The following is a 16,413-nucleotide window of genomic DNA, read 5'->3' on the forward strand; positions in this document are numbered from 1 at the left end:
TGCATCCGGGAGGATGTGGGAGAGTAGGTCACCGCCGGACAAATTGTGAAGGGTGAGGCCCGTACCAGTGTTGGTACGGGCCTCACCTGTTTAACCCACACCAGGGATGCCGGCGGCCCTGGTGCGCAAAATCACGAATGCCTTCTCTGCTGGAGGGGTCCTGTGTGCGTGGCCGTACCTGCATGCGGGCGCAGTTTCTCCACTAGGCTTAGAAGCATGCGTATTGCTCGATTTGTACAGGACAGTGACCCCGCCTACGGCGTGGTTGGCGGAGAAGAAGGCAACGAAGAAATTGCCGTGATCAAGGGAGACCCGTTCTTTTCGGGTGTCCAGCTAACGGGGGAGCGGCACAAGCTCGAGGACGTACGTCTGCTGGCGCCGATTATTCCGCGCAGCAAGGTGGTGGGTATCGGCCGCAACTATGCCGACCACGCTGCGGAGATGGGCAACGACGTCCCTCCCGCGCCGCTGATGTTCCTCAAGCCCAACACCTCGGTCATCGGACCCAACGATCCCGTGGTGCTGCCCTCGTTCTCGGATGAGGTGTCCTATGAAGCCGAGCTCGCCGTCGTCATCGGCCGTATCTGCAAGGACGTCCCGGTCGAACGCGTGAACGAAGTGATTTTCGGCTACACGTGCGCCAATGATCTGACGGCACGCGACGCCCAGCGGACCGACGACCAGTGGGCACGCGCCAAGGGCTTTGATACCTCCTGCCCGCTGGGTCCGTGGATTGAAACCGAACTGGACCCGGAGAACACCGAGGTCCGCGGTTACCTGGACGGCGAGCTGGTGCAGGACGGCAATACGAGTTCGATGATCTGGGGCGTCAAGGAGCTGGTCTCCTACGTCTCCCAGGCCTTCACCCTGCTGCCCGGCGACGTTATTCTCACGGGCACGCCGGCCGGTGTCGGAATCATCAGCGACGGACAGCGCTTTGAGGTCGACATTGAAGGAATCGGCCGGCTGGTAAACACCGTCCGCAGCTGATGCGTCGCGGAGCGGGCAGGGACCGGCATCGGCTTGATGCCGGAGCAACGCCGGCTGCCCTGATATGGTCGGCCGCGCTCCTGGCCGCTCCGTTCCTCAGCTTTGCGCCGGCGCAGGCGCTGCCCTGGGGGCTCGGGGCTGCCCTGATGTTGGGAGTCTTTCCACCGGTCCTGGTGGCATACCTACAAAAGCGCAATGACCTGCGCCGGTTCGGTCCGTCGTCGCTGCCTCCGGTAGTGCTGGGCGCGGCCGCGCTGGGCTTTATGCTCCAGCGGCTCATTCTGTGGCTGGACGGGCCGCTGGCGCTTTCCGCAGCCGTGTTTGCGCTGCTGGCGGCCGCTATGGTGCTGCTGGTGGCCAACGCATTCACCACCTGGTCATGGCTGGATGTCACGCTCGGTGCCGGCATCGTCATGTTCGGGTCGCTGGCCGCGCTGCTCTTCACAGGGCCGGTGGGGACAGCGCTGGCTGCTGCCGTGGTCCTTATACTGCTCGTCGTGATCCTGCGGCGCGCGCGGGCAGGATCTCCGCTGCAGCACCTTGCCGGGGCAGCCGCCGGCACCGCGGCGGGCGGCGGTATCTTCCTTTGGCTCCTCGCCTACGCACGTTAGGCCATGCGTAGAGGCAGAAGAGACTAAACTGGGAAGCATCATGACTAATGCGCCCACACCCTTAGCTGACCTGCCCACCGTTACCGATGCCACGCCCGTGCGCGTGCGTTTCTGCCCGTCCCCCACGGGCACCCCGCACGTCGGCCTGATCCGGACTGCCCTGTTCAATTGGGCCTACGCCAAGCACACCAAGGGCACCATGGTGTTCCGCATCGAAGACACGGATACCGCCCGTGACAGCGAGGAAAGCTACCTCCAGCTCCTCGACGCGCTGAAGTGGCTCGGCATCACCTGGGATGAAGGCGTGGAAGTGGGCGGCCCGCACGAGCCGTACCGCCAGTCCCAGCGGGGTGAGATCTACCAGGACGTTATTGCCAAGCTGCGCGACGCCGGCTACGTCTACGAGTCCTACTCCACGCCGGAGGAGATCGAGGCGCGCCACCGTGCAGCGGGCCGCGATATCAAGCTCGGCTATGACAACTATGACCGCGATCTGACGCCCGAGCAGATCGAAGCCTTCAAAGCCGAAGGCCGTTCCCCGGTGCTGCGCGTGCGGATGCCGGACGAGGACATTACCTTCACTGACTTGGTGCGCGGCGACATCACGTTCAAGGCCGGCACGGTTCCCGACTTTGTGGTGGTCCGCGCCAACGGTGCCCCGCTCTACACCCTCGTGAACCCGGTGGACGATGCCCTGATGGGGATCACCCACGTGCTGCGCGGCGAGGACCTGCTGTCCTCCACGCCCCGCCAGATTGCCCTCTACCGGGCACTGATCGACGTCGGCGTTGCCGAATACATGCCGCTGTTCGGGCACCTGCCCTACGTGATGGGCGCCGGCAATAAGAAGCTGTCCAAGCGCGATCCGGAGTCCAGCCTCTTCCTGCACCGCGAACGCGGTTTTATCCCCGAAGGCCTGCTGAACTACCTGTCCCTGCTGGGCTGGTCGCTGTCCGCGGATGAGGATATCTTCACCGTGCAGCAGCTGGTGGAAAACTTCGACATCCACGACGTGCTGGCCAACCCGGCGCGGTTCGATTTGAAGAAGGCCGAAGCCATCAACGGCACACACGTGCGGATGCTCGAGGCCGAAGACTTCCGCAACCGGCTGGTCCCGTACCTGCAGCACGCCGGCCTGGTGGGGGAGACGCTGACCGCCCGGGAAGAGGAAATCCTCACCGAAGCCGCCCCGCTGGTCCAGGAAAGGATCACGCTGCTCGGCGAGGCTCCGGACATGCTCGGGTTCCTCTTCAAGGCCGACGACGCCGTTGACGTTGCCGACGACGCGCGCAAGGGACTTCCGGCTAACCTGGCCGAGGTGCTAGATGCGGCACTGACCGCTCTGGACGCAGTGGAGGAGTGGACCGCGGAAAACATCCAGGCGGCACTGCGCCAGGCTCTGGTGGAAGAGATGGGCATCAAGCCGCGGCTGGCCTTCGGACCTGTGCGTACTGCCATTTCCGGACGCCGCATTTCACCGCCGCTGTTCGAGTCCATGGTCATCCTTGGCCGGGACTCCTCCTTGGCCCGGATTCGTTCCTTCCGCGCCGCCGCGTAGGGACATGAGGATGGCCAGGTCTGTCGACGCGGTGCTGTTCGACATTGATGAAACACTGGTGGACCTGCAGGCTGCCATGGGCACCACGCTCCAGGCAGTCAGTGCGGAAGACCTGGCACATTTCACGGCGGCGGATTGGGACGCGTATACTTCCCTGTTCGCCGCCGACCCGCAAGGTCACTACGACGCTTACCTTGCCGGGCACCTGAGCTTCGCCGACCAGCGGGTGCTGCGGCTGCAGCATGCCCGCGAACGGGCTGGATTGGCACCGCTGGACAGCGATGCCGCGAGGGCCTGGAACGATGCCTATGAGCAGATGCTTCCCCGTCATTTCTGCGCTTTTGATGACGTGGTTCCGCTGCTGGACGCATTGGATGAACGGGGCATCGCCTATGGGGCGGTCAGTAACAACGTCCACGATTACCAGCGTGCCAAGCTGGACGCCGCCGGACTGGAGCGGATCCGGGTGCTGGTTGGCATTGACACCGTCGGAGCCGCCAAACCGGACCCGGCTATCTTTCACGAGGGCGCGCGGCTCGTCGGCAGCCTGCCGGCACGTACGGCATATGTCGGGGACAATCTGGTCGTGGACGCGGTCGGCGCGCACGATGCCGGCCTAACGGGCGTCTGGCTGGACCGCGCGGACAACCCCTCACCGGTGCGAAGTGACAACACGGCCGTCCCCGCCGGGGTGTACACGGTTGGCACGCTGATGGAGGTTCTTGGCCTGCTCTGACAGGTGCCCCGGATCGGACAAGGAGCCGGTTTTGTACTTGCTCCGAAAGCCGTGTATAGTAATAACTCGTGCTGAGGGGTTGAACCCCAAAGGAACGCCGCGGGGAAACCCGCAAGAGCGTAGCTTGAAGCACATTGGGATATGGTGTAATTGGCAACACAACGGTTTCTGGTACCGTCATTCTAGGTTCGAGTCCTGGTATCCCAGCGGTAACCAATACGCGGCAAATGCCCGATTGGTGTCCATCTGAAGAATGTGAAATACTCTTCAGGCCGGTTCTTCGAAACCGGCAAAGGAAGTGCACAGGCTCACTCCCGTCCGATGTATCAAAGACGGACGCGTGGAGTGCTTGGAGCACTGTACCCGGCCCCATCGTATAGCGGCCTAGTACGTCGCCCTCTCACGGCGATAACGCGGGTTCGAATCCCGCTGGGGTCACCATCAGCCGGTTCCGGACAACATGTCCGGGGCCGGCTTTTTCGTTAAGCCGCCATGGTAATTTCAAAGACCAACCCCGGCGGAAACCAAAGGAAGAGCCCGTGCCGTCTGACATCCTGACCGTGGAGCAGCTCGATGAGAAAGCACTGCTGGAACGGATCTTCCCCAGGCTCGGTCCCACCACCGCCCTCATTGGTCCCGGCGATGACGCCGCGGTGATCGCCGCCCCCGACGGTCGTACGGTGATCTCCATCGACACCCTGGTTCAGGATGCGGATTTCCGCCTGCTGTGGCCCTCGGGCTACCGTACCGGCGGATACACAGTCGGCTGGAAATGCGCAGCCCAGAATCTCTCCGACATCAATGCCATGGGTGCTGTGCCCACTTCCCTCGTGGTCAGCCTGACCCTGCCCGGAAGCACTGAGGTCGCGTGGGTGGAGGACCTGGCCAGCGGCCTCGCAGGGGCAGTGACGTCCTTGATGTTCGATACCGGGCGGTGCTCGGTTGTGGGCGGAGACCTCGGCCGCGGCAGCCAGATTGTTGTCACCGCAGCCGTGACCGGTGACCTCGAAGGGCGGGCACCCGTCCTTCGCTCCGGAGCGAGGCCCGGCGACGTCCTGGCCTTTACCGGAGCGTTGGGGGCCGCAGCCGGTGGGCTGGCGGTGCTGGAGAGCAGTCTGGACTATTCAACCGTCCGGGAAGAGCCGGACCAGCTTCTTGCCACCCTGGTCGCGTCCCAGAACCGGCCGCATCCGCCGATACACCTGGGCCCGCGGGCGGCGGCGGCGGGCGCAACGGCGATGCTGGACGTTTCCGACGGGCTGGTGCGGGACGCCGGCCGAATAGCCCTGGCATCGGGCGTCGGAATCGACCTGGACGCGGAGTACGTCCGTACCCGTGCCGAACTGCTCGCCCCCGCAGCAGCGCGGCTGGGAGCCGATCCATTGGACTGGGTGCTGGGCGGGGGAGAGGATCATGGCCTGCTGGCCACATTCCCGCCCGGTGCCGTGCTGCCCAAGGGATTTGTCCGGATGGGCATTGTGCAGGACGGCGGCGGTGTAACGGTAGGCGGCGTGGCTCCACAGACCACGGGCTGGGACCACTTCGCCGGATGATCCTTCCGGGCCAAACTGATCCAGCCGGTCAGCGCAGGATATGCCGCTCCCGGATACGTCGGGCCAGGGATTCCAGCTCGTCCCGGGACAGGTCCGGGAGGTGCTCAAGCTCATCCACGAGATCGTTCAGCGAGGTTCGGGAGCGGATTCGGAGCAGTTCATTGTAGAAGCCCACAATGATGCCGGTCAGCAGGGCGACCACCAGGATGCCGTAGAGCGCCACCACTACGGTTATCAGCCGGCCGGCAAAGGTGACCGCTACGTAGTCTCCGAATCCGATGGTGGTAAATGAACTGAAGAGGTACCAGAGGCTGTCCCCAAAATCCGGAATGCCGGGCTCGAACCGGGGCAGCAGCAAGGCCGCGGTACCAAGGGCAATCAGGAAGCCGTAGAGCACGTAATCCGCGTTGGTCACCCGGACAATGTTCCACAGCACGCGCATCCGCTTCATGGTGCCTCCCGTGCATTGGAGGCTCCCAGAATAGGCCTAGTCCGCGTTCTTGCGCAGCGCCTCCGTGAGCTGGGCGCCGGCCTTGGCTACCACTTCGGCGTGGATACGTCCGGGCTGGCGGGTCAGGCGTTCGATCGGGCCGGAAATCGACACGGCGGCGATCACCCGGCCGGACGGTCCACGCACGGGAGCCGAAACCGAGGCGACGCCGGGTTCGCGTTCGCCCAGGCTCTGGGCCCACCCGCGGCGACGCACGCCGGCCAGCACGGTGGGGGTGAAACGGGCATTGTGCAGCCCTTCCAGCAGGCGGTCGTGGTCCTCCCACGCCAGCAGGCACTGGGCGGCCGAGCCGGCCTTCATGGAGAGCTGGGTGCCCACGGGGATGGTGTCACGCAAACCGATGGGCCGCTCCGCTGAGGCCACACACACCCGCCATTCACCCTGCCGGCGGAATACCTGCGAGCTTTCACCGGTGATATCACGCAGCTGCAGTAATACGGGCCCTGCGGAGGCGATGAGCCGGTCCTCTCCGGCGGCGGAGGCCAGCTCCACGAGGCGTCCGCCCAGGACAAACCGGCCCTGGATATCGCGTCCCACCAGACGGTGGTGGACCAGCGCCAATGCCAGCCGGTGCACGGTGGGGCGGGCAAGCCCGGTGGCAGACACCAGCTGTGCAAGGGTGGTCGGCCCCGCTTCAAGTGCATCCAGCACCATTGCCGCCTTGTCGATAACGCCTACCCCGCTTGCAGTGTCCATACACTGATACTGCCGTCTCACTATCTGAGATGCAAGTTGAAAAGCTGGACCGCCGGCTCCGTGGGCTGGTTCCCTTAAGGAACGCAGCACAAGATCTCAACGAGGGGTACCGGCATGGCTGAGCATGTAGCAGGCAGGACGCTTGCACAGAAAGTCTGGGATGAGCACGTAGTGCACAAGGGTGAGGACGGCGCCCCCGACCTTCTGTACATAGACCTGCACCTTATCCATGAGGTGACCTCCCCGCAGGCCTTTGAAGGGCTGCGACTGGCCGGCAGGGGGCTGCGCCGCCCGGACCTGACCATCGCCACCGAGGACCACAACACCCCCACGCTGGCCATCGACAAGCCGATCGCAGACCCGGTGAGCCGCACGCAGATTGAAACGCTGCGGGCCAACTGCGCCGAGTTCGGAGTCCGGCTGCATCCCCTCGGCGACGCCGAGCAGGGCATTGTGCACGTAGTCGGCCCCCAGCTGGGCCTGACGCAGCCCGGGCTGACGGTGGTCTGCGGAGACTCGCACACCTCCACGCACGGAGCCTTCGGCGCTCTGGCAATGGGCATTGGAACCTCTGAAGTGGAACACGTCATGGCCACCCAGACACTGTCCCTGAAGCCGTTCAAGACCATGGCCATCAACGTGGAGGGGACTCTGCGTCCCGGGGTGACCTCGAAGGACATCATCCTTGCCGTGATCGCCAAGATCGGCACCGGCGGCGGCCAGGGCTACGTGCTGGAATACCGCGGCTCTGCTATCCGCTCGCTGTCCATGGAAGCACGGATGACCATCTGCAACATGTCCATCGAGGCCGGTGCCCGCGCCGGTATGGTGGCGCCGGATGACACCACCTTCGCCTACCTCAAGGGACGTCCGCACGCACCGCAGGGCCGGGACTGGGACGCCGCCGTCGAGCACTGGAGGTCCCTGGCAACGGATGAAGACGCACAGTTCGACGCTGAGGTGTTCCTGAACGCCGATGAGCTGGAGCCCTTCGTCACGTGGGGAACAAACCCGGGCCAGGGCGTCTCACTCTCCGACGCCGTGCCTGCCCCGGAGGACTTCGCGGATGAAAACGCACGTGCCGCCGCCGAACGGGCCCTGACCTACATGGACCTGGCCGCCGGTACGCCCATGAAGGAGATCCGGGTGGACACTGTGTTCCTGGGGTCCTGCACCAACAGCCGCATTGAGGACCTTCGGATTGCCGCCGACATTATCCGCGGCCGGCAGAAGGACCCGGATATCCGCATGATGGTGGTGCCCGGCTCGGCACGGGTGCGGCTGGAGGCTGAGGCCGAAGGGCTGGACCGCGTGTTCAAGGAATTCGGCGCGGAATGGCGTTTCGCCGGGTGCTCCATGTGCCTGGGCATGAACCCGGATCAGCTGGAGCCGGGGGAGCGCTGCGCCTCCACGTCCAACCGGAACTTTGAAGGCCGTCAGGGCAAGGGCGGGCGGACCCACCTGGTCTCGCCGGTGGTGGCAGCCGCCACGGCCGTCCGCGGAACCCTCAGCTCGCCCTCTGACCTGGACCCGCTGCCGGGTGCCGCCGTCGACGCCGTCAGCGCTGCATAGGAGAACCTGTTATGGAAAAGATCACCACACACACCGGCATAGGTGTTCCGCTGCGCCAGAGCAACGTGGACACGGACCAGATCATCCCCGCCGTCTACCTCAAGCGGATCACCCGGACAGGCTTCGAAGACGCCCTCTTTGCCGGCTGGCGGAAGAACGAGGAATTCATCCTCAACCAGGAGCCCTACAGCCGCGGCTCGGTGCTGGTGGCCGGACCGGATTTCGGTACCGGCTCCTCCCGCGAGCATGCCGTATGGGCTTTGAAGGACTACGGGTTCCGCGCCGTCCTCTCCTCCCGGTTCGCCGATATCTTCCGCGGCAACTCCGGCAAACAGGGCCTGGTGGCCGCCCAAGTGGCCCAGGATGACATTGAGCTCATTTGGAAGGTGCTGGAGGAGGCGCCGGGCACGGAAGTCACCGTTGACCTGCAGGCCCGCACCGTGGTCTGCGGCAGCGTCAACGCGCCGTTCGACATTGACGAGTACACGCGCTGGCGGCTGCTCGAAGGCCTGGACGACATCGCGCTGACCCTGCGGCATGAGTCGGAAATCACCAGCTTCGAAGCGCAGCGCCCGTCCTACAAGCCGACCACGCTTCCTGCCCTTTACCAGGGCGTTTTTCCCGGCTAACTGTTCAGCAGGGTACTGCTGATTTGCGCCCCGCCCGGTTTCGTGGGCGTCCCCGGATCTCGATACAATCGATAGGCCCCGCGACGGCGGGGCCTATCTGCTTTCCACTCCGCCAGCCATGACCGGAATCACCCCGGCACGGCCCCCGTCGGGGAGCGGAGTCATTTCAGTAAGTAGGCGCTTCCTCCTATGCTTGGTTGCAGTCTCTTATTGCGTTCGGGGCCAATCTAGTTAAGAAATCAGGTGTTCATGGGTAGCGTCCTTACGATCCGAGGCGGGGTTCCTCTCTCCGGAAAGGTGCCGGTCCGCGGGGCGAAGAATCTTGTCCCCAAGGCGATGGTTGCCGCCCTGCTCGGCAACGGCCCTTCCCTGCTGCGCAACGTTCCGGAAATCAAGGACGTCGAGGTTGTCACATCGCTGCTGAAGCTGCACGGCGTGGAGGTCTCCAAGGACCCCGTCACCGGTGACCTCACCATGGATCCGAAGAACGCCAAGACGGCGGCATCCAAGGACATCGACGCCCACGCCGGGGACTCCCGTATTCCGATCCTGCTCTGCGGACCCCTGATGCACAGCTTGGGCGAGGCATTCATCCCGGACCTGGGCGGCTGCAAAATCGGCGACCGCCCCATTGACTATCACCTGCAGATGCTCCGCAACTTCGGTGCCGTGGTGGAAAAGCGCCCCGGCGGCATTTCCATCTCCGCGCCCAAGGGCCTGACCGGTGCCAAACTGGAACTGCCCTACCCGAGCGTCGGCGCCACCGAACAGGTTCTCCTGACGGCCGTGAAGGCTGTGGGAATCACCGAGCTGCGCGGCGCAGCCGTGGAGCCGGAAATCCTTGACCTGATCGCCATCCTGCAGAAGATGGGCGCCATCATCTCCGTGCAGACGGACAGGGTCATCCGCATTGAAGGTGTCGCAGAGCTGACGGGGTACAACCACCGTGCCCTTCCCGACCGCAACGAGGCCGCGTCCTGGGCCTCGGCGGCCCTGGTCACCAAGGGAGACATCTACGTAGAAGGCGCGGACCAGAAGGACCTCACCGCGTTCCTGAACACCTACCGGAAGATCGGCGGGGCGTTCGACGTCGACGACGGCGGCATCCGCTTCTACCACCCCGGCGGCGCGCTGAACCCGCTGGTGCTGGAAACCGACGTCCACCCGGGCTTTATGACCGACTGGCAGCAGCCGCTTGTCGTGGCGCTGACCCAGGCGGAGGGCGTCTCCATCGTGCACGAGACTGTGTACGAGAACCGCTTCGGCTTCACCGACGCCCTGGTCCGCATGGGTGCCAATATCCAGGTGCACCGTGAATGCCTGGGCAGCGTCCCATGCCGTTTCGGGCAGCGGAACTTCCTGCACTCGGCGGTCATCGCAGGCTCCGTGCAGCTGCGCGGTGCGGAAATCGACATCCCGGACCTGCGCGGCGGCTTCAGCCACCTGATCGCCGCGCTGGCAGCCGAGGGCACGTCCCGTGTCACCGGGATCGAGCTGATCAACCGCGGCTACGAACACTTCCAGGGCAAGCTGGAGGGACTCGGCGCTGACTTTGACGTGGCTTCCGGCGTATCCGCCGGACTCCGGTAGCCTGACGCCATGAAGGAATCGAGAAGGTCACGGGTGGTCTTCGCGCTGCTCGCCGGGACCCTGCGCCCGGTGTTTAATGTCTTCCTCAGGAAGCAGTGGCACGGCGCGGAGAACCTTCCCAAGGACACCGGGTTTATTGTCTGCCCGAACCATGTGACTGAAATCGATCCGGTGGTGGTGGGGCATTTCCTCTACAACCAGGGCCACCCGCCGCACTTCCTGGCCAAGGCATCGTTGTTCAAGGTCCCCGTGCTGGGCCCGGCGCTCTCGTCCACGAACCAGGTTCCGGTGGAACGCGTGACCGCTGGTGCAGCCGGGTCCCTGGATGCTGCCCGCGAGGCTCTGGCAGCCGGGCGCGCCCTGGTGATCTACCCCGAAGGCACCCTGACCCGAGATCCGGATCTCTGGCCCATGAAAGGCCGGACCGGTGCGGCGCGGCTTGCCCTCACCACCGGGGTACCGGTAATCCCCATCGCCCATTGGGGAGACCAGGAACTGCTCCCGCGCTATGCCAAGCGTCCCTCACTCTTCCCGCGTAAACACGTACAGCTGGTGGTGGGCGAGCCGGTGGACCTGTCCGACTTCGCGGACCAGCCGCTGAGTAAGGCCGTCCTGGACGCAGCCACCGACCGGATCATGTCGGACCTGACCGACATGGTCTCCAAACTTCGCGGAGCCGAGCCGCCCAAGGCCCGCTGGGACCCGGTGGCAAACGGCCAGCGGCAGATCGGCCGGTCCTTCGAGACCGGCGGCAACGTCTCCGGCACACCAACCACACACATCAAACCGGAGGCTCCAAAGTGACCGCCCGCAGTGAACACCCCGCCGTTGTCGCCGTCCTGGGCGCAGGAAGCTGGGGTACGGCTTTCGCCAAGATTGCCGCAGATTCCGGTGCCCGCCGCGGCACTGACGTACGGCTGTGGGCCCGCCGCCCCGAAGTGGCCCAGGACATCAACGGACGCCACCGAAACACCCAGTACCTGAAGGACACCGTCCTTCCGGAGAACCTGCGTGCCTCTACCGATCTGGCGGAGGTGCTCACCGGCGCCGATCTGGTGGTCCTAGCCGTCCCGGCACAGTCCCTGCGTGCCCAGCTGCGGGACGTTGCCGGCCTGATTCCGGATGACGCCGTCGTTGTATCCCTGATGAAGGGGCTGGAGCGGGGCACCGATGCCCGGATGAGCCAGGTAATCGCCGAGGAACTCGGTATGCCGGCTGACCGGATTGCGGTGGTTTCAGGCCCCAACCTGGCCATGGAAATCGCCCGTCAGGAGCCCACCGCGTCAGTGGTGGCCTGCACCGACCTGGACACCGCCGGATGGATTGCCGAAGCCTGCACCGCCCCCTACTTCCGGCCGTACACCAACACCGACGTCGTGGGAACTGAGATCGGCGGAATCGTCAAGAACGTGATCGCCCTGGCCGTGGGTATCTGCGACGGCAAAAAGATGGGCGACAACACCAAGGCGTCGGTGATGACGCGGGGGCTGGCCGAGACCACGCGGCTGGCACTGGCACTGGGCGGCAGCGCTGAAACCATGTCCGGCCTGGCCGGCATGGGTGACCTGATTGCCACCTGCTCGTCGCCGCTCTCCCGTAACCACACTGCGGGGACCCTGCTGGCCCAGGGCCTGAGCCTCGCCGAGGTCAACGCGTCCATGACGCAGACCGCAGAAGGCATCAAATCAGCCCAGGCCGTCCTGGACCGGGCTACGCAGCTGGGCGTCTACATGCCCATTACCGAAAACGTAGTCGCCGTACTGCAGGGCGCAATTACTGTGGATGAACTGGGCCCGCGGCTGCTGGCCCGCGAACTGAAATCCGAAGGTGTGTCCGCCCAGTGAGTGTTGAATTCCCATCTGCTGCCGCTCCGGCCGGCGCTTCAAACCGGCCGCGCGTAGCCGTGCTCTTCGGCGGCCGCTCCAGCGAACACTCGGTCAGCTGCGTGACTGCAGCGGGAGTGCTGCAGGCCATCGATACCGCCAAGTACGACGTCGTTCCCATCGGCATCGCCAAAAACGGGCAGTGGAGCCTCGTCTCGGCTGATCCGGCGCAGTGGTCCCTGCGCTCCGCAACCCTGCCTGAAGTTCCTGCGTCCGAGGAATCGGTGGTGCTCTCATCCCAGGACAACAGCCGTGAACTGGTGGCCCACGCCCCCGGCAGCCTGCCGCGCAGCCTGGGTCGGATCGACGTTGTGCTGCCGCTGCTGCATGGACCGTTCGGCGAGGACGGCACCCTGCAGGGACTGCTCGAAATGGCTGACGTGCGGTACGTGGGAGCCGGCGTGCTGGCCTCCGCGGTGGGGATGGACAAGCACTACATGAAGGTTGTCTTTGAATCGGCCGGCCTGGCGGTGGGACCCTACGAAGTCATCACCGACCGGCAGTGGCTGCGGGATCCGCAGGCCTGTCTTGACCGTGCAGGCTCTCTGGCCTTCCCGCTGTTCGTGAAGCCGGCCCGGGCGGGATCCTCCATGGGCATCACGCGGGTGACGGATCCGGCGCAGCTGCCGGCGGCCATTGAAACCGCCCGCCTGCACGATCCCAAAGTTGTCGTAGAAGCCGGGATAGTCGGCCGCGAAATCGAGGTTGCTGTCCTCCAGGGCCGCGGGACGGAAGATCCGCGCACCAGCCAGCCCGGTGAGATCGCCGTTCAGGACGGCGGACACGAGTGGTATGACTTCGAAGCCAAGTACGTTGACGGGACTGCGGCGGAGCTGAGCTGCCCGGCCGATCTGCCGCCGGACATTTCTGCACAGGTCCGCCGGCTGGCCGGAGTCGCCTTCGACGCCGTGGGTGGCGAAGGACTCTCCCGCGTGGACTTCTTCTATACCCCGGGCGGTGAGCTGATCATCAACGAGATCAACACCATGCCCGGGTTCACTCCCATCAGCATGTATCCGCAGATGTGGGCCAAATCCGGGCTGCCGTACACCGAGCTGATCGACGAACTTATTTCGCTGGCACTTGATCGGCCCACCGGGCTGCGCTAAGACCGGCTCCGGAGCGCGTAGGGCTCCGGTCTTTTAGGGTATTCCTCCCGCTGCAGGTTCCTCTGTCCGGCAGTCCCCGCATGGTTACACTCAGGCCTCTAGGACTGACCGCGGACATGATGCGAGGACCGGACATGATGCAAGGACCCGGCATGCGCAAGCGCCTTTCACCGGAAACCACGCCGGCGCCTCCGGAACACGGGCGCCGGCGGATGGGCCTGCGAAGGAAGCGTATCCGCAATACCGCCCTGGCAATGCTGGGTGTGGTGCTGGCCGTAGCTGTCGCCGCCGGAGGATTCCTCTGGTACCTGGGCACTGCCTACGATGAGGGCAGGACCACCATCGCCGGGGCGCTTCCGGTGGATAAACCACCCCGGACAGAAGCCGCAGAGAACGCCCGGAACATTCTCCTGATGGGCAGCGAAACGCGGAACCCGGCCAGCGGGGATGCCACACCGGACATGATGATGCTGCTGCATCTTCCCGGGGACCGCAGCGGTGTCTACGTGCTTTCGATCCTGCCCTACGCCGTGGTGGATGTGCCCGGACATGGCAGCCAGCCGATCGACTCGACCATGAGGCTCGGCGGCGTTTCCCTGACCGTGGAGACGGTGCAGAACCTGTTCAACGTTCCCATCGACCACGTCGCCGTCGTCGACTTCGAGGGCTTCCGCGGCCTGACCAACGCCCTGGGCGGGGTCACATTACATAACGATGCGCCCTTCCACTCCGACGGTCCCGAGGGGGAGTTCTTCGCGGCGGGGCGGATTACGGTTCAGGGGGAGTCGGCGCTGAACTATGTCCGCACCCGGCACACCTTCACCGGGGACAGCGATTCACGCCGGATGAGGAACGAGCAGGCCCTGCTTGCCGGTATCCTTTCCGGACTCCTGGACCGCGGGCAGGTACCCAGCCCGGTGATGATAGGCAATGTGGTCAATGAAATTTCGCCGTACCTCAGCGTGGATGAAGAGTTCGATTCGAGGACGGCAGGGGCACTGGCATTCAGCCTCAGGGAGATCCGGCCCGCGGACATACACATGTACACGCTTCCCGTCCAAGGCGGGGGAGTCTCGGCAGCCGGACTGCCGGCGGCGGTCCCGGACGCCGCGGCAGTAGCGGACATCACTGCGGCTCTTGCGGCGGATAATCTGGCGGACTACCTGCCGGCGGGAGCTCCCGCCGGCTAACCGCGATTCCCGGAACTAACTGCCTTCCAGGTCCAAAGTGTCTTCGGGGCTGAGGCATTCCCTGGTGGGCTCAATATTGGATACTGCGTTCTGCAGCTGAACCAGCACCGTGGACGAGGCTACTTCGTTCGGGTTGAAAATCACTTCGACGGCGGGATCCCGGCCGTAGGTGGTGGCGGTCCACGTTTCTTCGCCTTCGCGCAGGAGCCAGTCCACGCCGTTCACCGTGGCACACTGGTCCGTTGTGGGACCCGGCACGGCAACTCCGCAGCGCAGGATGGCCTTGGACGGGTTGCCCCATGCCGCAGTTGCCTGGCTGTCAGTGTCCCTGAGCTCGTACCCGGCCATTTCCCCGGGCAAGGCAACCATCACGGCAGCACACTCCGGGTTTGCCGCGTCCGGTGCGGAATCGACATCGGCTACCGGAGCGCAGCCCGTCGCCACAGCCGCAACGAGCAAGGACACGGCGGGGAGTGCAGAGAACTTCATGAACCAAGGATATCCGGCGTGCCGCGCGCGGCAGGAATCCGGAAGGGGCAGCCCATATGGGTAGACTGCAAGCGCCGACCAATCTAAGGATCCCCTTTGACCGAGTACTCCCTTTATACAGAGACACAACCAGCGAAACGTCACCGGGTACGGACCGTAATCCTCGTTGTGGCAAGTGTGCTCCTCATAGCAGTGCTGACTGCCGGAGGCTACCTCTGGAACCTGGGACGGACTTTCGATGCCGGCAAACAAACTATCGTTGATGCGCTTCCTGCCGACCGGCCGGACAGATCGGAAGCGGCCAAGGATTCGCAAAACATCCTGCTGATCGGCAGTGACAGTAGGGATCCGGCTAATGATGATGCGCGGTCAGACACGTTGATGCTCTTGCACATCCCGGGGGACCGCCATGGAATCTACGTCACGTCCATCATGCGTGACACGTGGGTGGATATCCCCGGGTACGGTGAGCACAAGATCAATGCCGCATCATCATTCGGTGGTGTCCAACTCACGGTGGCCACCGTGCAGTCCCTTTTCGATGTCCCGATTGACCACGTCGCTGTCATTGACTTTGAAGGCTTCAAAGGCCTCACTGAAGCCATGGGCGGCATTTCAGTGAATAACGAAGTGGCCTTCCGATCGGATGGAGTAGAAGGGGAATATTTCGACTCAGGACCCATCCGGATCGAGGGCGATTCGGCCCTCAAATATGTCCGTGAACGATATGCCTTTTCGGACGGGGATTATCAGCGGGTGAAAAACCAGCAGGCTTTCCTCTCCGGTCTTATTTCCGGTGTCCTGGCCAAGGACACCCTGTCGAATCCAGTCAGGGTGAACAACATCGTGAGTGGGATTTCCCCTTATCTACGCGTCGACGAGGAACTTGATGCTGCCGCCGTCGGAAGCCTGGGACTGAGCCTGCGCAGCGTCCGCTCTGCCGACGTACATATGTTTACGTTGCCCAACGCGGGAATTGGCACCTCGGCGGACGGACAATCGATTATCGTTCCCGACACCGATGCCATTGCTGACATAGCGGCCGCTCTGGATGCAGATGATATGGCAGGATACCTGGAGACCATCGAGAAGCGGAACTAAAAACCATGGGAACGCGCAGGGATGGTGTTGCGGCAGTAGGGGCGGCGGTGATCATCACCGGTCTCCTTGCAGCTGGCCCGGCTTCGGCAACGGGGTCGGAGGAACCTCGCTCCGACACTGGGACACTTTCTCTGGAAACGCCGGACGATGGCGGCCAACAGCCGGCCTATCCCCCTTCCGTGACCAAGCCTGTAC

At 64.3% G+C, this 16,413-nt stretch carries 16 protein-coding genes and 2 tRNA genes; 15 read left to right on the plus strand and 3 right to left on the minus strand.

The window, feature by feature from the left end; all coding sequences use genetic code 11:
* Window positions 1–216: 216 nt before the first annotated feature.
* The 7 genes from AC5RVB_RS11315 to thiL all read left to right on the plus strand — a co-directional run bounded on the left by AC5RVB_RS11315 (window position 217) and on the right by thiL (window position 5,448).
* Complete coding sequence (locus tag AC5RVB_RS11315) at window positions 217–990, plus strand: fumarylacetoacetate hydrolase family protein (RefSeq protein WP_227927595.1); 774 nt, start codon at window positions 217–219, stop codon at window positions 988–990.
* Complete coding sequence (locus AC5RVB_RS11320) at window positions 990–1,601, plus strand: hypothetical protein (RefSeq protein WP_494142721.1); 612 nt, start codon at window positions 990–992, stop codon at window positions 1,599–1,601. The genes AC5RVB_RS11315 and AC5RVB_RS11320 overlap by 1 nt, the downstream gene beginning before the upstream one ends.
* Before the next feature lie 40 nt (window positions 1,602–1,641).
* On the plus strand, window positions 1,642–3,159 hold the full coding sequence (gene gltX / locus AC5RVB_RS11325) for a glutamate--tRNA ligase (protein ID WP_494142722.1): 1,518 nt from the start codon (window positions 1,642–1,644) through the stop codon (window positions 3,157–3,159).
* Between the two features lie 10 nt (window positions 3,160–3,169).
* Complete coding sequence (locus tag AC5RVB_RS11330) at window positions 3,170–3,895, plus strand: HAD family hydrolase (RefSeq protein ID WP_494142723.1); 726 nt, start codon at window positions 3,170–3,172, stop codon at window positions 3,893–3,895.
* A 135-nt stretch (window positions 3,896–4,030) separates the two neighbouring features.
* A tRNA-Gln gene (locus tag AC5RVB_RS11335) sits at window positions 4,031–4,102 on the plus strand.
* 158 nt (window positions 4,103–4,260) lie between these two features.
* Window positions 4,261–4,336 (plus strand) — tRNA-Glu (locus tag AC5RVB_RS11340).
* Between the two features lie 98 nt (window positions 4,337–4,434).
* The gene (gene thiL / locus AC5RVB_RS11345; RefSeq protein WP_227927599.1) at window positions 4,435–5,448 is read left to right on the plus strand and encodes a thiamine-phosphate kinase; all 1,014 of its coding nucleotides are present in this window, start codon (window positions 4,435–4,437) and stop codon (window positions 5,446–5,448) included.
* A gap of 28 nt (window positions 5,449–5,476) precedes the next feature.
* Here thiL and AC5RVB_RS11350 read toward each other — a convergent pair whose 3' ends face one another.
* Window positions 5,477–5,899 (minus strand): potassium channel family protein, encoded by a 423-nt coding sequence (locus tag AC5RVB_RS11350; RefSeq protein ID WP_227927600.1) that lies wholly within the window; start codon window positions 5,897–5,899, stop codon window positions 5,477–5,479.
* Window positions 5,900–5,935: 36 nt separating this feature from the next.
* A complete protein-coding gene (locus AC5RVB_RS11355; RefSeq protein ID WP_227901426.1) occupies window positions 5,936–6,655 on the minus strand; it encodes an IclR family transcriptional regulator in 720 nt (239 codons plus the stop codon).
* Window positions 6,656–6,769: 114 nt separating this feature from the next.
* Between AC5RVB_RS11355 and leuC the strand changes: the two genes are divergently transcribed.
* From leuC to AC5RVB_RS11390, 7 genes are all read left to right on the plus strand, one after another.
* On the plus strand, window positions 6,770–8,227 hold the full coding sequence (gene leuC, locus AC5RVB_RS11360; protein WP_290244855.1) for a 3-isopropylmalate dehydratase large subunit: 1,458 nt from the start codon (window positions 6,770–6,772) through the stop codon (window positions 8,225–8,227).
* 11 nt (window positions 8,228–8,238) lie between these two features.
* The gene (gene leuD / locus AC5RVB_RS11365; protein WP_227927602.1) at window positions 8,239–8,856 is read left to right on the plus strand and encodes a 3-isopropylmalate dehydratase small subunit; all 618 of its coding nucleotides are present in this window, start codon (window positions 8,239–8,241) and stop codon (window positions 8,854–8,856) included.
* A gap of 249 nt (window positions 8,857–9,105) precedes the next feature.
* Window positions 9,106–10,446: a UDP-N-acetylglucosamine 1-carboxyvinyltransferase gene (gene murA, locus AC5RVB_RS11370; protein WP_227901429.1), complete on the plus strand. Its 1,341-nt coding sequence runs from the start codon at window positions 9,106–9,108 to the stop codon at window positions 10,444–10,446.
* Between the two features lie 9 nt (window positions 10,447–10,455).
* Complete coding sequence (locus tag AC5RVB_RS11375; RefSeq protein ID WP_227927603.1) at window positions 10,456–11,250, plus strand: lysophospholipid acyltransferase family protein; 795 nt, start codon at window positions 10,456–10,458, stop codon at window positions 11,248–11,250.
* A complete protein-coding gene (locus AC5RVB_RS11380; protein ID WP_227901431.1) occupies window positions 11,247–12,290 on the plus strand; it encodes an NAD(P)H-dependent glycerol-3-phosphate dehydrogenase in 1,044 nt (347 codons plus the stop codon). The genes AC5RVB_RS11375 and AC5RVB_RS11380 overlap by 4 nt, the downstream gene beginning before the upstream one ends.
* Window positions 12,287–13,438, plus strand: coding sequence for a D-alanine--D-alanine ligase family protein (locus AC5RVB_RS11385; protein WP_494142724.1), 1,152 nt, complete (start codon window positions 12,287–12,289; stop codon window positions 13,436–13,438). Before AC5RVB_RS11380 ends, AC5RVB_RS11385 begins: the two co-directional genes overlap by 4 nt.
* A gap of 134 nt (window positions 13,439–13,572) precedes the next feature.
* Window positions 13,573–14,628 carry an LCP family protein gene (locus AC5RVB_RS11390; RefSeq protein WP_494142725.1) on the plus strand — a complete coding sequence of 352 codons (1,056 nt, stop codon included), beginning with the start codon at window positions 13,573–13,575 and terminating at the stop codon, window positions 14,626–14,628.
* A gap of 15 nt (window positions 14,629–14,643) precedes the next feature.
* Here the strand turns inward: AC5RVB_RS11390 and AC5RVB_RS11395 are convergent, their stop codons facing one another.
* A complete protein-coding gene (locus tag AC5RVB_RS11395) occupies window positions 14,644–15,117 on the minus strand; it encodes a DUF3515 domain-containing protein (RefSeq protein WP_494142726.1) in 474 nt (157 codons plus the stop codon).
* 168 nt (window positions 15,118–15,285) lie between these two features.
* Between AC5RVB_RS11395 and AC5RVB_RS11400 the strand changes: the two genes are divergently transcribed.
* Window positions 15,286–16,218, plus strand: coding sequence for an LCP family protein (locus AC5RVB_RS11400; RefSeq protein ID WP_494142727.1), 933 nt, complete (start codon window positions 15,286–15,288; stop codon window positions 16,216–16,218).
* Window positions 16,219–16,413 lie beyond the last annotated feature (195 nt).

Source organism: Arthrobacter sp. Y3225209, from assembly GCF_059090685.1.

Coding starts and splice junctions, on each gene's coding strand:
- AC5RVB_RS11315 (WP_227927595.1), top strand. CDS start 217: ATGCGTATTGCTCGATTTGTACAGGACAGTGACCCCGCCTACGGCGTG.
- AC5RVB_RS11320 (WP_494142721.1), top strand. CDS start 990: ATGCGTCGCGGAGCGGGCAGGGACCGGCATCGGCTTGATGCCGGAGCA.
- gltX (WP_494142722.1), top strand. CDS start 1,642: ATGACTAATGCGCCCACACCCTTAGCTGACCTGCCCACCGTTACCGAT.
- AC5RVB_RS11330 (WP_494142723.1), top strand. CDS start 3,170: ATGGCCAGGTCTGTCGACGCGGTGCTGTTCGACATTGATGAAACACTG.
- AC5RVB_RS11350 (WP_227927600.1), bottom strand. CDS start 5,899: ATGAAGCGGATGCGCGTGCTGTGGAACATTGTCCGGGTGACCAACGCG.
- AC5RVB_RS11355 (WP_227901426.1), bottom strand. CDS start 6,655: ATGGACACTGCAAGCGGGGTAGGCGTTATCGACAAGGCGGCAATGGTG.
- leuC (WP_290244855.1), top strand. CDS start 6,770: ATGGCTGAGCATGTAGCAGGCAGGACGCTTGCACAGAAAGTCTGGGAT.
- leuD (WP_227927602.1), top strand. CDS start 8,239: ATGGAAAAGATCACCACACACACCGGCATAGGTGTTCCGCTGCGCCAG.
- murA (WP_227901429.1), top strand. CDS start 9,106: ATGGGTAGCGTCCTTACGATCCGAGGCGGGGTTCCTCTCTCCGGAAAG.
- AC5RVB_RS11375 (WP_227927603.1), top strand. CDS start 10,456: ATGAAGGAATCGAGAAGGTCACGGGTGGTCTTCGCGCTGCTCGCCGGG.
- AC5RVB_RS11390 (WP_494142725.1), top strand. CDS start 13,573: ATGATGCAAGGACCCGGCATGCGCAAGCGCCTTTCACCGGAAACCACG.
- AC5RVB_RS11395 (WP_494142726.1), bottom strand. CDS start 15,117: ATGAAGTTCTCTGCACTCCCCGCCGTGTCCTTGCTCGTTGCGGCTGTG.